The sequence below is a fragment of the Nonomuraea phyllanthi genome (assembly GCF_006334985.2).
Taxonomy (GTDB): Bacteria; Actinomycetota; Actinomycetes; order Streptosporangiales; family Streptosporangiaceae; genus Nonomuraea; species Nonomuraea phyllanthi.
In genome coordinates this window covers 72,743-85,916 of record NZ_VDLX02000014.1, presented here as the reverse complement: position 1 = coordinate 85,916, position 13,174 = coordinate 72,743, and the positions used below count along the sequence as shown (strand labels likewise).

Here is a 13,174-nt window from a genome sequence, read left to right as displayed (position 1 = left end):
ACGGTGAGGCGCGATGATCACGGTGGTCGGCTGGGACGGGCAGGGTTTCCCGGCCAAGGCGATGGACAGGCTGAACGAGGCGCGGCTCGTGGTGGGCCCCGACGCCGTGCTCGGGCAGCTCAAGCTCACCGCGCCGACCGTGCCGGGCGACGCGCTGCTGGACGCCCTCGACGACCACCTGGAGCACGGCGAGGGCCCGGCCGTCGTGGTCGCGCCGGGCGATCCCGGATTCTTCGGCGTCGTCCGTACGTTGCGGGCGCACGGCCTCAAACCAGAGGTGATCCCCGCGATCCCGCTCGTGACGCGCGCCTTCGCATGTGCCGGGATCAACTGGGAGGACGCGCTCGTCGTCGCACCGGCCGGGCCGGAACAGCTCGACCGGGCCGTGAACGCCTGCCGCGCCCACCCCAAGGTCGCCGTGCTCGTCGCGCCGGGCGCCGGCCCCGCCGAGATCGCCAGGGGGCTGGCCCCGACCACGCCGCGCGCTCTGATCGTCTGCGAGGACCTCGGCGGGCCGGACGAGCGGGTCACCCACAGCCGCATGGGCGAGGCGACGACCAGGCCGTGGAAGGACCCCGACGTGGTGCTCGTCATCGACCCGCTGCACCGCCCCAAGGAGCCGAGCTGGGTGGCGGGCGCGCGGCCCGGACCGGCCGAGTGGGCGCTGCCGGGCGAGGGCGCGCTGCCGCCGGAGGTACGCGCGTTCATCCTGGCCAAGCTGGGTCCCCGGCTCGGCGACCTGGTCTGGGACGTCGGCGCGGGCGCGGGCGAGATCGCCGTCGAGTGCGCGCGGATGGGCGCCGCCGTCATGGCCGTCGAGCGCGACGAGGAGTCGTGCGCCAGGCTGCGCGCCAACGTGCTGCGGCACGGCGTCAAGGTGGCTCTGACCAGGGGACAGGCGCCCCCGGCGCTGGAGCCGCTGCCCGACCCCGACGCCGTCTACGTGGGCGGCGGCGGCCCCGACGTGGTGGTCGCCTGCGCCGAGCGCCGTCCGCGCTCGCTGGTGTGCTCGCTCAGGAAGGTCGAGCAGGTCGCCACCGTGCTCGACCGGCTGCGCGAGCTGGGCTACCGCGGCGACGGGAGCCAGATCCTCGCCTCGAAGCTGTCGCTCGACCCCGACGGATCCCACAGCCTGACCGCTTCCGACCCCGTGTTCGTGGTGCACGCTACGCCCGCGCACACAGCGTGACCTGTCCCCTACCGCCGTGCATCGGTTATCCTCGCGTGTCTTTGTCCAACGGACCGGAGATTCCCTCACAATGAAGCCGCCGCTCCTGCTGATCGGGCAGGGCTCACAGGACGACGCCTACGCCGCGGAGTTCGGCAGGTTCGTACACCGGCTGCGCTGCCGGCTCGACCAGACGGGCGCCGACGTCTCCGGCGGCTATCTGGAGCGGGCCTCGCCGCTGCTGAGCGACTCCGTGGCGTCCCTGGTCGCCAGGGGCCACCACCGGCTGGTCGCGCTGCCGCTGAGCCTCAGCAGGATGAGCGACGAGTTCCCCGCCGCGATGGAGCTGGAGCAGAAGCGGCACCCGACGCTGATGTACGACTACGGCCGCCCGCTCGGCCCCGACCCGCGCGTGCTCTCGCTGCTGGCCGAGCGGCTGAACGAGGCCGCCACCGAGCTGTCCAAGCCCCGCGCGCTGGAGATGGCGGGCGCCCGGCCCCGGCTGCGCGCGGTCGACACGCCGCCCGCCGACGAGCACCCCGTGCACGTCGAGCCGGGGGAGACGGCGGTCGTGCTGGTCGGCGAGGGCTCGACCGACGCGACGGCCAACGCCGAGGTCCACCGGGTGTCCCGGCTGTTCTGGGAGACCCACGCCTACGACTTCATGACCGTGGAGACCGCGTTCGTGTCCGTCACCCCGCCGGGGGTGCCCGGCGGGCTCGAACGCTGCCGCCGCCTGGGGGCCAAGCGCGTGATCGTGGTGCCGTACCTGCTGTTCGCGGGCGGCATGCTGGAACGCGTGTGGGCCCAGGCGCTCGCGTACGGCGCGGGCCACCCCGATCTGGACATCCGCTGCGCGGAGGTGATCGGGGACTGCGAGACCCTGGCCGACGTGGTGATCGACCGATACGAGGAAGCGCTCCAACTCGTCCCGTAAGTGGAGGTTTGCTGTGCTGGCTGAAACGCTCGCCGCGATCCGCCCCGCGGACCCCGGCGCCATCGCCGCGGCCCGCGCGTACCAGGACCGCCTCACCAAGCCCCGCGGCTCGCTCGGCGCTCTCGAGGAGCTCGCGGTACGCCTCGCCGGCGCCGCCGGCACCAGCCCGCCGCCCATGCCCGAGCCGGCGGCGCTGGCCATCTTCGCCGGCGACCACGGCGTGCACACCCGCGGCGTCACCCCGTGGCCGCAGGAGGTCACGGTGCAGATGGTCGCCAACTTCCTGGCCGGCGGCGCGGTCGCCAACGCCTTCGCCGCCCAGGCCGGCGTGCCGGTCACGGTGGTGGACGTGGGCGTCGCCGCGGACCTGCCCGACGCTCCCGGCCTGGTCAAGCAGAAGATCGCGTACGGCACCGACGACCTGTCGAAGGGGCCCGCGATGAGCGTCGACCAGGCGGTCAGGGCGCTCGAAGCCGGGATCACCGTGGCCCGCGACCTGGTGGCCTCGGGCGCCCGCTGCCTGATCACCGGCGACATGGGCATCGCCAACACCACCGCCTCCGCCGCCCTCATCGCCGTGTTCGCCGGCCGGGACCCCGCCGAGGTGACCGGCAGGGGCACCGGGATCGACGACGCGACGTACCAGCTCAAGGTCGACGTCGTCCGCGACGCCCTGCGCACGAACGGCCTGTCGGGCGCCATGACCGCGCCCAGCGAGGCGCTGCGGGCGCTGGCCGCGGTCGGCGGGTTCGAGCACGCGGCGCTCGCGGGCTTCATCCTGGGCGGCGCGGCCGCCCGCGTGCCGGTGATCCTCGACGGCGTCATCGCCGGCGCCGCCGCCCTCGTGGCCGCCGCCCTCGACCCCGCCGCGACCGACCACTGCGTCGCCGGCCACCGCTCGGCCGAGCCCGGCCACACCGTGGCGCTCGACCACCTCGGGCTGCACCCGCTCGTGGACCTGGAGCTGCGGCTGGGCGAGGGCTCGGGCGGGCTGCTGGCGCATCCGATCCTCTGCGCGGCCGTGCGCGTCATGCACGACGTGGCCACGTTCGATTCCGCGGGGGTGACGGAGAAGCCCGTGTGATGATGGAGGAACCGGAGGTGATCTGTGTCCCGATACGGACCCATGTACGGTCCCGACATCACGTTCCTGGGCGTCGAACGGTGTGACCTCGGCGATCCCGCCTCGTACGCCGACGCGGACGTCGTGATCGTCGGGGCACCCTTCGACGGCGGCACCAGCAACCGCCCCGGGGCCAGGTTCGGCCCCATGGCGCTGCGCCAGGCCTGCTACCTGCCGCACGACGGGTCCAGGCCGAGCCTGGCGCTGCGCGTGGACGCCCTGCGCGACCTGCGGGTGCTCGACGCGGGCGACGTCGAGTGCTACTCGGGCGACGTCGAGGGCTCGCTGGCCGCGATCGAGGAGGCCGTGCACCGGGTGGCCGCCTCGGGGGCGATCCCGCTGGTGCTCGGGGGCGACCACACGGTGGCGCTGCCCGACGCGCGCGGCACCGCCAGGGCTTACGCGGAGGGCCGCACGTCCATGATCCACTTCGACGCGCACGCCGACACGGGGAACATCGCGTTCGGCCACCTCTACGGTCACGGGCAGCCGATGCGGCGGCTCATCGAGTCGGGCGCGATCCGCGGCGACCGGTTCCTGCAGATCGGGCTGCGCGGCTACTGGCCGGAGCCGGAGACGCTGGACTGGATGGCGCGGCAGGGCATGCGGTCGTACGAGATGACCGAGATCGTGGCGCGCGGGCTGGAGGAGTGCCTGACGGAGTCGTTCGCGATCGCGCTGGACGAGTGCGACCAGGTGTTCCTGTCCGTCGACATCGACGTCTGCGACCCCGGCCACGCGCCCGGCACCGGCACCCCCGAGCCCGGAGGGCTGACCGCCAGGCAGTTGCTCGATGCGGTACGCCGGATCTGCTACGACCTGCCCGTGGCCGGGATGGAGGTGGTCGAGGTGGCGCCGCCGTACGACCACGCTGACATCACCGCCTACCTCGGGAACCGGGTTATTCTTGAGGCGCTGTCAGCGATGGCCAGACGCCGCAAGGATGCGAAGGGCGGGCCTCGCTGGGATCCTCGGCAGCCCCTGCTCGACGGTCGTTGACCGATGCGCAGCAAACGACGCGGTCAGAGCCGGTAGGTTTACCTCCTGACACACCAACCTTCGCGAACGGGAGATTCCCCCTCATGGGTCCCTACCTCCTCGGCCTGCGGCTTTCCGGCCGCCGGGTCCTCGTGGTGGGCGGCGGGCGCGTCGCGCAGCGGCGGGTTCCCGCACTCCTGGAGGCCGGTGCGGAGGTCACGGTCGTCTCGCCGGGCGTGACGCCGGCGCTCGACGACCTGATCGCCGCAGGCAGGGTCACCTGGCACGCCCGGCCCTACGAGGTCGGCGACTGCGACGGCGCCTGGCTGGTGCAGGCCTGCACCGACGACAGGTCCGTCAACACGGCGGTCGCCGCCGAGGCCGAGGCCAAGCGCGTGTGGTGCGTGCGGGCCGACGACAAGGACGCCTCGGCCGCCTGGACCCCCGCCTCGGGGCGGGTCGACGAGATCAGCGTGGCGGTCACCGCGGGCGGCGACCCGCGCCGGGCCGCCGGCATCAGAGACGCGGTCGTGGGCGCGTTGCGCGACGGCACGGTCGACGCCCGGCGCAACCGCACCAAACCGGTCGGGGTGGCCCTCGTGGGCGGCGGCCCCGGCGATCCCGGCCTGATCACGGTGCGCGGTCGCCAGCTCCTCGCACAGGCCGACGTGGTGGTCGCCGACCGGCTCGCGCCCCGCGCCCTGCTCGACGAGCTGGCCCCCGACGTCGAGCTGATCGACGCCGCCAAGGTCCCCTACGGCCGCGCCCTGTCCCAGGACACGATCAACGAGCTGCTCGTCGACCGCGCGAGGCAGGGCAAGTTCGTGGTCCGGCTCAAGGGCGGCGACCCGTTCGTGTTCGGGCGCGGCGGCGAGGAGATGATCGCCTGTGCCCGCTCCGGCATCCCCGTCCTGGTGGTGCCCGGCATCACCAGCGCCGTCGCGGTCCCCGCGTCCGCCGGCGTGCCGGTCACCCACCGGGGGGTCAGCCAGGAGTTCCACGTGATCTCCGTGCACGTCGCGCCCGACGACCCCAGGTCCACCGTCGACTGGCCCGCGCTCGCCCGTTCCCACGGCACGCTGGTGCTGCTGATGGCCGTCGAGCGGCTCGCCAAGGTGGCCGAGGCACTCGTCCGAGACGGACGTTCCCCGGAGACTCCCGCAATGGTGGTACAGGACGGTACCCTTCCGACCCAGCGGACGGTTATCGCTTCCCTTTCCACCGTGGCCGACCGCGTGTCCGCGGCTGGGATACGGCCGCCGGCGATCGTCGTCGTCGGTGACGTCGTAAGGGTCGGCCAGGAGGTCGAGATGGTTCGAGCGGAGCGCTTGCCGTGAACACGGCCATGGATGATGGGCGGCAGGAAGGGCCAGGGGAGCAGACGTTGAGCTTCCGCCCGGTGGGTGACGAGGACCCGGCCGAGGGCCGGGCCGACGGCGCCTCGGACGCGCCCGACGCCTTCGACGCCTTCGACGCGTTCGGCACCAAGGGCCGTCGCAAGCCGGCGCGCGGCGGCCGGAGCGCCCCTGCGGAGCCACCTGCTCCCAAAACGAGTCCGACTTCTGAGGAGGCTGCCGCTTCCGAGGCGGCTGAGGCTGCGATTTCAGCCGAGGTCGCAGCCGACGAGCCCTCAGCCGACCCTGACGCGCCGCCGTCCACCGAGCCCGCCGCGACAACGGATCCTGCGACAACGGATCCCGCCACGGCGGTTCCCGTCGCGTCGGACGAGCGCGCTGACGAGGCGGACCCCGGTGCGCCGGTCGACTCGGCTGACGTATCCGACGCGCTTGAGCCCGGCAAGCCCGCCGTCGCGTCCGGCGAGCCCGCTGACGAGGCGGATCCGGTCGCGTCCGGCGACGCCCCAACCACAGCGGCCCCTGACACAACCGCTCTCGGCACAACCGCTCTCGGCACAACCGCTCTCGGCACGGCCGACCTCGGCACAGCGGGCCCCGGGGCAGCCGACCCAGGCACAGCGGGCCCTGAGGCAGCCGCCCCCGGCACGGCGGACCATGAGGCTGAGGCAAGCGAGCTTGGCACGGCGGGCCCTGGGACAGGCAACCCCGATGCGCCGGAGGCCGACACGGCGGATCCCGCCGAGCCGAAGCCTGCTGCCCCTCCTCATGAGGCTCCTGCCGGTGACCCCGCATCCAAGGAGTCCGCCGACGGCACTACCGGAGCCGCACCCGCAGAGGGCGGCGAGCCCGAGGAGGCCGGCGAGCCCGAGGCCGAACGGCCCTCCCTCTTCGTCAAGCCGGCCGCGCTGGGCGGCCCAGGAGCCCGCAAGAAGGCCGCCGGAGCCGCGCCCTCCGCAGAGGGCCCGTCCGACGCCCAGGACGAAGGGGAACAGCCGGGCGGCGAGGCGGTGCCCGGCCACCCCAAGGTCGAGGAGGACCTGCCCGCGGAGGCCGCCGAAACGCTGCAGTCGGCCCTAGACACGCTCAGGGAGGCCGTCGCCGACCTGCGCTTCGGCCTCGACCTGCCCGGCGTCGAGGAGGCCAGGCAGGCGCAGGCCGACCTGCTGGCCCAGCTCGAGGGCTACGTGCTGCCCCGGGTCAGGACCTCCGCCGCCCCCGCCCTCATCGTGATCGCCGGCTCCACCGGCGCAGGCAAGTCCACCCTGGTCAACACGCTGGCCGAGAAGAACGTCTCGCGCACCGGCGTACGCCGCCCGACCACCGGCACCCCCGTCCTGGTCTGCCACCCGGACGACCGGAAGTGGTTCGCGGAGGGCGATCTGCTCGGCGGCCTCGAACGCGTCGACCAGCCGTCCCCCGAGGCGGGGCTGCGGAGCATGGTCGTGGTCTCGACCGAGAAGCTGCCGCAGGGCGTCGCGCTGCTCGACACCCCCGACATCGACTCGGTCGTCGAGGAGCACCACGAGGTCGCGCACCGCATGCTCGACGCCGCCGACCTGTGGATCTTCGTGACCACGGCGGCCCGCTACGCCGACGCCCCCGCCTGGGGCCTGCTGAAGCTGGCCAAGGAGCGCGGCGCCCGGCTCGCGATCGTGCTGTCGCGGGTGCAGCCGAGGTCCGCCGAGGTGGTGCTGAAGCATTTCGTACGGATGCTCACCGAATACGGCCTGGGCGAGATCGACAGGTTCGTCGTTCACGAGACGAAGGTCACCGAGGGGCGGCTGCCCGACAGCGAGGTGACCGACCTGCGGCTCTGGCTGGCCGAGCTGTCGGTGGACGAGGAGCGCAGGGCCCAGGCCGTACGCGAGACGCTCAACGGCGTCCTCAACAGCTTCCGCACCCGCGTGCCCGCGCTCGCCAAGCACCTGGAGGGACAGGTGGCGTTCAGGGCGGAGTTGCGCGGCGACGTGGAGGCCGCCTTCCGGGGCGCGCTCGGCGAGATCGAGAAGGCGTCGAAGAACGGCTCCCTGCTGCACGGCGAGGTGCTGGCCCGCTGGCAGGACTTCGCCGGCTCGGGAGACCTCATGCGCTCGCTGCAGCTGCGTAAGCGCGGCCGGGCGGCCAAGCAGGCGCCGGAGCGGGTGCTGGCGTTCAAGGCGGCGATCCGCGCGGGCCTGGAGTCGGTGATCGTGGCCGCCGCCAACCGCGCCTCCGAGGAGGTGGTCGCGCGCTGGCGGCACCGCTCGGAGCTGGGCGCCGAGCTCGGCGATGGCCTCGACAGGCCGTCCGACAATCTCGTACGTCACACCGGCCGCGCCATCGCGTCCTGGCAGGAGCACCTGGGCGACCTGGTACGCACCGACGGCGTGGCCAAGCGGTCGGTGTCGAAGCTGGTGTCGTTCGATCCCGACTCGCTCGCGCTGATCTTCACGGTGGCCATGTTCAGCGGCAACGGCGAAGGCGTACCGCACCGGCTGGTCAACGCGCTGCTCGGCGCCGAGTCGCTGCGCGGCATCGGCGCCAAGGCGCTCAGCGATCTGCGGGCCAGGATCGGCATGTTGTTCGACGAGGAATCCATGCGTTACGTGCAAGCGCTCGACTCCGCGGGCATTCCCGACGAGTCCGTCGCGACCCGCCTCTACCAGGCGACGTACAACCTCGAGGTCGCCCGATGACCACCATGACCACCAGGCCAGGGCTGGCTCCGCGGCTGTCCGCGCTCACCAAGGTGGTGGAGCACGGTCCGGGCCGGCTGGACAGGAAGCTGCTCGACGAGGCCAACACGCTGCTGCAGCAGGCGGGCGAGCGGCTCAAGCTGTCGTCCGAGCACACCGTCGTCGCCCTGGCGGGCGGCACGGGCAGCGGCAAGTCGTCGCTGTTCAACGCCATCTCGGGGCTCGAGCTCTCGCCCACCGGCGTACGCCGCCCGACCACCGCCCGCACGCACGCCTGCGTGTGGGGGCTGGAGGGCGCCGGGCCGCTGCTCGACTGGCTGCAGATCCAGTGGCGGCACCGCTTCTCCCGGGCGAGCGCGCTCGACAAGGGCGACAGCCAGCTCCACGGGCTGATCCTGCTCGACCTGCCCGACCACGACTCGATCAGGGCGCTCACCGACACCGAGGCCGACCGCCTCATCGGCCTGGCGGACCTGGTGGTGTGGGTGCTGGACCCGCAGAAGTACGCCGACGCGTCCACGCACCGCCGCTACGTCACGGAGCTGGCGGGGCACGACGCGGTGACCGTGTTCGCGCTCAACCAGGCCGACCGGCTCACCAAGGAAGAGCTGGCCGAGCTGGTCATCGACCTCAACGACCTGCTGCGCCGCGAGGGCGTCGAGCACCCCAGCGTCGTCCCCACCTCGGCCGTCACGGGCCGCGGCATCGAGAGCCTCAGGAGCGTCATCGCGACGGCGGTCGCCCGCCGGCGGGCCGCCATCCAGAAGCTGGAGGCCGACCTGCACCGGCTCGAGCAGCGCCTCGGGAAGGCCATGCCGCTGGGCGAGGCCCTGTCGTCGCCGTCCGCGGTCGACGAGGCCCGCCGCATGGGGCTGACGGACGCGCTGTGCGACGCGGTGGGGGTCCCCGCCGTGGGCGAGGCCATGGAGAACGTCTACGCGGAGCGCTCGAACCAGTGGGTCGGCTGGCCGTACCCGCGCTGGATCTCGAAGTTCCGCTCCAACCCGCTGAAGAGCCTGCGCCTGCAGGACGTGGAGGACGAGATCCGCGGCATCACGACCGGCTCGGTCAGCGCCCAGTCGGCCGAGGTCGCCAACGCCGTGCAGGCGCTCGCCGACGGGCTGTCCATGGGCATGCACCCCGTGTGGCGCACCGCCGTCCACCGGGCCGCCAGGTCTCGCTCGGCGCAACTGCCGCAGGCGCTGACCGAGGACCTCGCGGAGGTGGCGCCGCAGCTCGACCGGGTGCCCGCGTGGTGGCGGGTGCTCCAGATCTGGCAGTACGTCCTGGTGGTGGCGTTCGTGGCCGGCCTGGCCTGGCTGGCGGTCGGCCTCCTGGTGCCCGGGCAGCTGCCACCGGCGCTTGAGCTGCTGGGCGACACGGCGGCGCTGCCGTGGGTGGGGCTCATGATGGCCTCGGTGCTGGGGCTCGGGGCGCTGTCGGGCATCGCCTCGCGCAACTTCGTCGAGCTCGGCGCGTCGCGGGAGCGGGAGCGGCTGGAGCGCGAGATGAGGCGCCGGGTGGCCGCCGTGTCGGCGACGATGGTCGTGGAGCCGGTGGAGCGGGAGCTCGCCCGCCACCACGCCTTCTACACGGCCATGCGAGACCTTTCGGTTTGACGGGCAGCCTCGGGTCGAGGGCCTGGGACGGCCCGCAACCCGAGGACTCGGACGACGTCTCACGTGGCACTCCGGGCGATGGCCGGCAGTCATCGCCCGGCCGATCACCATCACGGGGCCGGTGCGGCGCTGTCCCCAGCCCCGGCCGCCCCACACCCCCTTATCCACAGAACCGCGTTCGGCGCCTCCGCCCCTCACCCCTCCCCGGCACTCTTTTCCCAGATCGCGGGCAGCCGGCCCGCCGCATGGGAGGCACGGGATGAACGACATCTACATCACGCTGACAGGCAACGTCGCGGCAGAGCCGAGGCAGTACAGCTTCGAGGACGGCAGCAGGGTCACCTCGCTGAAGGTGTTCTCCTCACATCGCTATTTCGACAAGAGGACAGGCCAGTGGACGGACGGCGACAGAGTGTGCTTCACCGTTCGCTGCTGGCGCGCCCTGGGCGACAACGTCGCCGCCTCCATGCGGGCGGGCCACCCCGTGGTGGTCTCCGGCAAGCTGCGCATCCGCGAGTTCGGCCCGGAGGGCGACCGCCGCTTCATGCCCGAGATCGAGGCCAGCGCCGTCGGCCATGACCTGCGCTGGGGCACCGGTGTCTTCACCAAGCCCGACCGTTCCGGGATCGCGTCGATCAGCAAGGAGATGCGCGAGCGGCTGGACGAGGAGACCCGGGACTGGGCCATGGGCACCCGCAACCTCCGAGCCCTCAACCGTTCAGGGCCCACCACGGAAGCCAACCCCTTCCACGCCCTGGACGCCGACTCCGAAGCCGGAACGGACTTCGACCCGGCCGGCGCCCTCGCGGCGGAAACCGGCCCCGATCCGGCTCGCGAGGCCGAAGGCGGCCCCATGCCGGTGGAGGAGAGCCACCCGGCACGCTCCCAGGAAGGCGAGGACGCTCCCCTGGCAAGCCTCGGACCGGAGGACGGCACCGTACGCATCCTCAGCGCCGACTCGGACCCGGCGGCGCACGTCGACGAGGAAGACGACACCGACGCCGGAGAGCTCGACCTGAAGGAGCGCGTCGCGGCCTAGCCACGCCCCTGGGACCAACCAGACCAGGGCGTCTCAGGCTGAGGGCCCGTGCGGCGCTCTGGCGACGTACGCACGGGACCAAGGGCGTCCCACGCTGGGCGTCGGGACTCTGACGGCGCAAGCCGGGAACCAGAGGCCGGCCCATGCTGAGGCGCGTGCGGCACGCTGGCGGCCCACGCAGGGAACCAAGGGCGTCCCACGCTGAGGCGTGCGGGACTCTGACGATGCTCGCACGGCAACGCAGCCGCCCGCCGACGCTGCGGGCGGCTGCGGTTTCGGCGCGCCCGAATAGCGGGCCGCGCAAGCGCTGGAGCCCACGTCCGCGTCCCCCGCGCTCTCGACGGCGCTGTACGTCCGCACCTCGGACTACTGCGGGGGCGCGGGACAGCGGTGGAGACAGAACCAGTAACTCAGCAGCGACGGACGGAACCGAGGCGGGCTGAGCAGTGACGGGCGGAAAGGAGCAAGGCTGAGCGGGGGCGGGCGGAATCCCGGAGCCGGGCAGGGCTGAGCGGGGGCGGACGGAATCCCGGAGCCGGGCAGGGCTGAGCAGGCGCCAGGCGGAAACGGACCGCGCTGAACGGCGGCGGTAGGACCGCAGAGGCGCTGAAAGCCGGCGGCGGCAGGTGTGGAAGCACGGGCGAAGAGAGACACAGATGCGGGAGTGGGGGGGAGGGGGCACCGGCCGTGGTTCCCGTTGACTGACACCCCGAGGGTGACCGATGGTGTGTTGCCCACGGCAGATGGCTAGAGCATCTGTCAGGTCCAGGTCACGCCCCGCACCACCATGGCTGCTCCTTTCCGGCACTGCTGTCCAACACGGCCTGCCCATGGCGTGAGCAGGTGTGTGTACTCATTGCCAACGTATCCGTTCCCATCGCACATCGCACACTCCGCAATTATTGTGTTACACATCGTTAGTCAGGGAGGAGACGAGATGGCGGCGACCAGTCACGCCTCGATCAAGTCTGGCGACGGTGTGTCAAGTTTGGCCGGTCGCTGGCCATTGCTCGGGCAACGTCGCCCGCTCGTGGTCTATCTGTGCGCGATTGTCGCTCTGGACCTTGCCGCGATCATGGTGTTCGCGGTGAACACCGCATTCCGGTGGCATGAGCTCGCCATGTTCGGCGCGCTCATGGCGTGCGGCGCGGTCTGCATCGAGGCCACGCGCAGGCTGGGCATGCCCGCCGGGGTCTCGCGCGACCTGCTGTCGGCGTGGTGGTTGCCGGTGGCGCTGCTCCTGCCGCCGCTCTACGCCCTCTTCGCGCCCATCGTGCTGCAGGTTCTGCTCCAGGTGCGGGTGCGCGCCACCGTTCTCTACCGCCGGGTGTTCAGCTCGGCCGCCATCGGTCTGGCCGGCTGCACGGCCTCCGTCACGTTCCACTGGTTCGTCGAGGACCCGTGGGCGCTGTCGCGGGGCAGCGGTCCGCCGATCTTCTACGCGGTGGTGGCGGCGGTGCTCTTCACCCTGCTCAACACCGCCCTCATCGCGATCGCCGCGCACATGGCCGACCCGGACGGCGCGTGGCGGGAGGTCCTGTGGGACCGGGAGAGCCTGCTGCTGGACATCGTGGAGCTCTGCCTGGGCATCACGGTCTCGATCGGCTGCGGCCTCAACCTGGCGCTGCTGATCCTGGCGCTGCCGCCGGTGGTGCTGCTGCAGCGCAGCCTGCTCCACGCCCAGCTCCAGGCCGCCGCCCGCACCGATGCCAAGACCGGCCTGCTGAACGCCGCCGCCTGGCAGCGCGAGGCCGACACCGAGATCGTCCGGGCCCGCCGCACGGGCGACACGCTGGCACTGCTGATCATCGACATCGACCACTTCAAACGCGTCAACGACGCCTACGGCCACCTGGTCGGCGATCAGGTTCTCGTGGGCGTGGCGTCCACGATGCGCGGCCAGCTACGCGACTACGACGTCTTGGGCCGCTTCGGCGGTGAGGAGTTCGTGGTCCTGCTGCCCGGCGCCGACATGCGCGAGGCCCGCCAGGTCGCCGAACGCCTCCGTATCCGCATCAGTCACATGGCGATCCCCGTCGACGACACGCTCATCAGGGTGACGATCTCGGCCGGGGTGGCCTTGATGAGCGTCCACGGAGACGACCTGATCGACCTGCTGGCCGCGGCCGACCTGGCGCTCTACCGGGCGAAGGAGCTGGGACGAGACCGCGTCTGCCTCCCCGCCGTCCAACCCCCGCCCCAACGCCCGCTCGCCTCCGACGCCGACTCCTGACCCTCAAATCCCTGCCCCAACGCCCGCTCCCCGCCGACGCCGAC

At 72.6% G+C, this 13,174-nt stretch carries 9 protein-coding genes; all 9 read left to right on the top strand.

Translation table 11 applies throughout. The features are described from left to right. Nucleotides 1–13: 13 nt before the first annotated feature. The 9 genes from FH608_RS32925 (at nucleotide 14) to FH608_RS32885 (ending at nucleotide 13,130) form a co-directional block, all read left to right on the top strand. Nucleotides 14–1,189, top strand: a complete 1,176-nt coding sequence (locus tag FH608_RS32925; protein ID WP_139634274.1) for a bifunctional cobalt-precorrin-7 (C(5))-methyltransferase/cobalt-precorrin-6B (C(15))-methyltransferase — start codon at nucleotides 14–16, stop codon at nucleotides 1,187–1,189. A gap of 70 nt (nucleotides 1,190–1,259) precedes the next feature. Next, the gene (locus FH608_RS32920) at nucleotides 1,260–2,105 is read left to right on the top strand and encodes a sirohydrochlorin chelatase (protein ID WP_139634273.1); all 846 of its coding nucleotides are present in this window, start codon (nucleotides 1,260–1,262) and stop codon (nucleotides 2,103–2,105) included. A 13-nt stretch (nucleotides 2,106–2,118) separates the two neighbouring features. Then, entirely contained in the window at nucleotides 2,119–3,189 is a 1,071-nt protein-coding gene (gene cobT / locus FH608_RS32915; protein ID WP_139634272.1) for a nicotinate-nucleotide--dimethylbenzimidazole phosphoribosyltransferase, read from the top strand. A 24-nt stretch (nucleotides 3,190–3,213) separates the two neighbouring features. Then, a complete protein-coding gene (gene speB, locus FH608_RS32910; protein WP_139634271.1) occupies nucleotides 3,214–4,227 on the top strand; it encodes an agmatinase in 1,014 nt (337 codons plus the stop codon). A gap of 83 nt (nucleotides 4,228–4,310) precedes the next feature. Then, nucleotides 4,311–5,543 (top strand): uroporphyrinogen-III C-methyltransferase, encoded by a 1,233-nt coding sequence (gene cobA / locus FH608_RS32905; RefSeq protein ID WP_139634270.1) that lies wholly within the window; start codon nucleotides 4,311–4,313, stop codon nucleotides 5,541–5,543. 47 nt (nucleotides 5,544–5,590) lie between these two features. After that, nucleotides 5,591–8,239: a dynamin family protein gene (locus FH608_RS32900; protein ID WP_226900108.1), complete on the top strand. Its 2,649-nt coding sequence runs from the start codon at nucleotides 5,591–5,593 to the stop codon at nucleotides 8,237–8,239. Then, nucleotides 8,236–9,858: a GTP-binding protein gene (locus tag FH608_RS32895; RefSeq protein ID WP_139634269.1), complete on the top strand. Its 1,623-nt coding sequence runs from the start codon at nucleotides 8,236–8,238 to the stop codon at nucleotides 9,856–9,858. The genes FH608_RS32900 and FH608_RS32895 overlap by 4 nt, the downstream gene beginning before the upstream one ends. Before the next feature lie 259 nt (nucleotides 9,859–10,117). Beyond that, nucleotides 10,118–10,897 (top strand): single-stranded DNA-binding protein, encoded by a 780-nt coding sequence (locus FH608_RS32890; protein WP_139634268.1) that lies wholly within the window; start codon nucleotides 10,118–10,120, stop codon nucleotides 10,895–10,897. Between the two features lie 1,087 nt (nucleotides 10,898–11,984). Next, complete coding sequence (locus tag FH608_RS32885; RefSeq protein WP_226900107.1) at nucleotides 11,985–13,130, top strand: GGDEF domain-containing protein; 1,146 nt, start codon at nucleotides 11,985–11,987, stop codon at nucleotides 13,128–13,130. Nucleotides 13,131–13,174: the final 44 nt, after the last annotated feature.

Coding starts and splice junctions, on each gene's coding strand:
- FH608_RS32920 (WP_139634273.1), top strand. CDS start 1,260: ATGAAGCCGCCGCTCCTGCTGATCGGGCAGGGCTCACAGGACGACGCC.
- FH608_RS32925 (WP_139634274.1), top strand. CDS start 14: ATGATCACGGTGGTCGGCTGGGACGGGCAGGGTTTCCCGGCCAAGGCG.
- cobA (WP_139634270.1), top strand. CDS start 4,311: ATGGGTCCCTACCTCCTCGGCCTGCGGCTTTCCGGCCGCCGGGTCCTC.
- FH608_RS32895 (WP_139634269.1), top strand. CDS start 8,236: ATGACCACCATGACCACCAGGCCAGGGCTGGCTCCGCGGCTGTCCGCG.
- FH608_RS32890 (WP_139634268.1), top strand. CDS start 10,118: ATGAACGACATCTACATCACGCTGACAGGCAACGTCGCGGCAGAGCCG.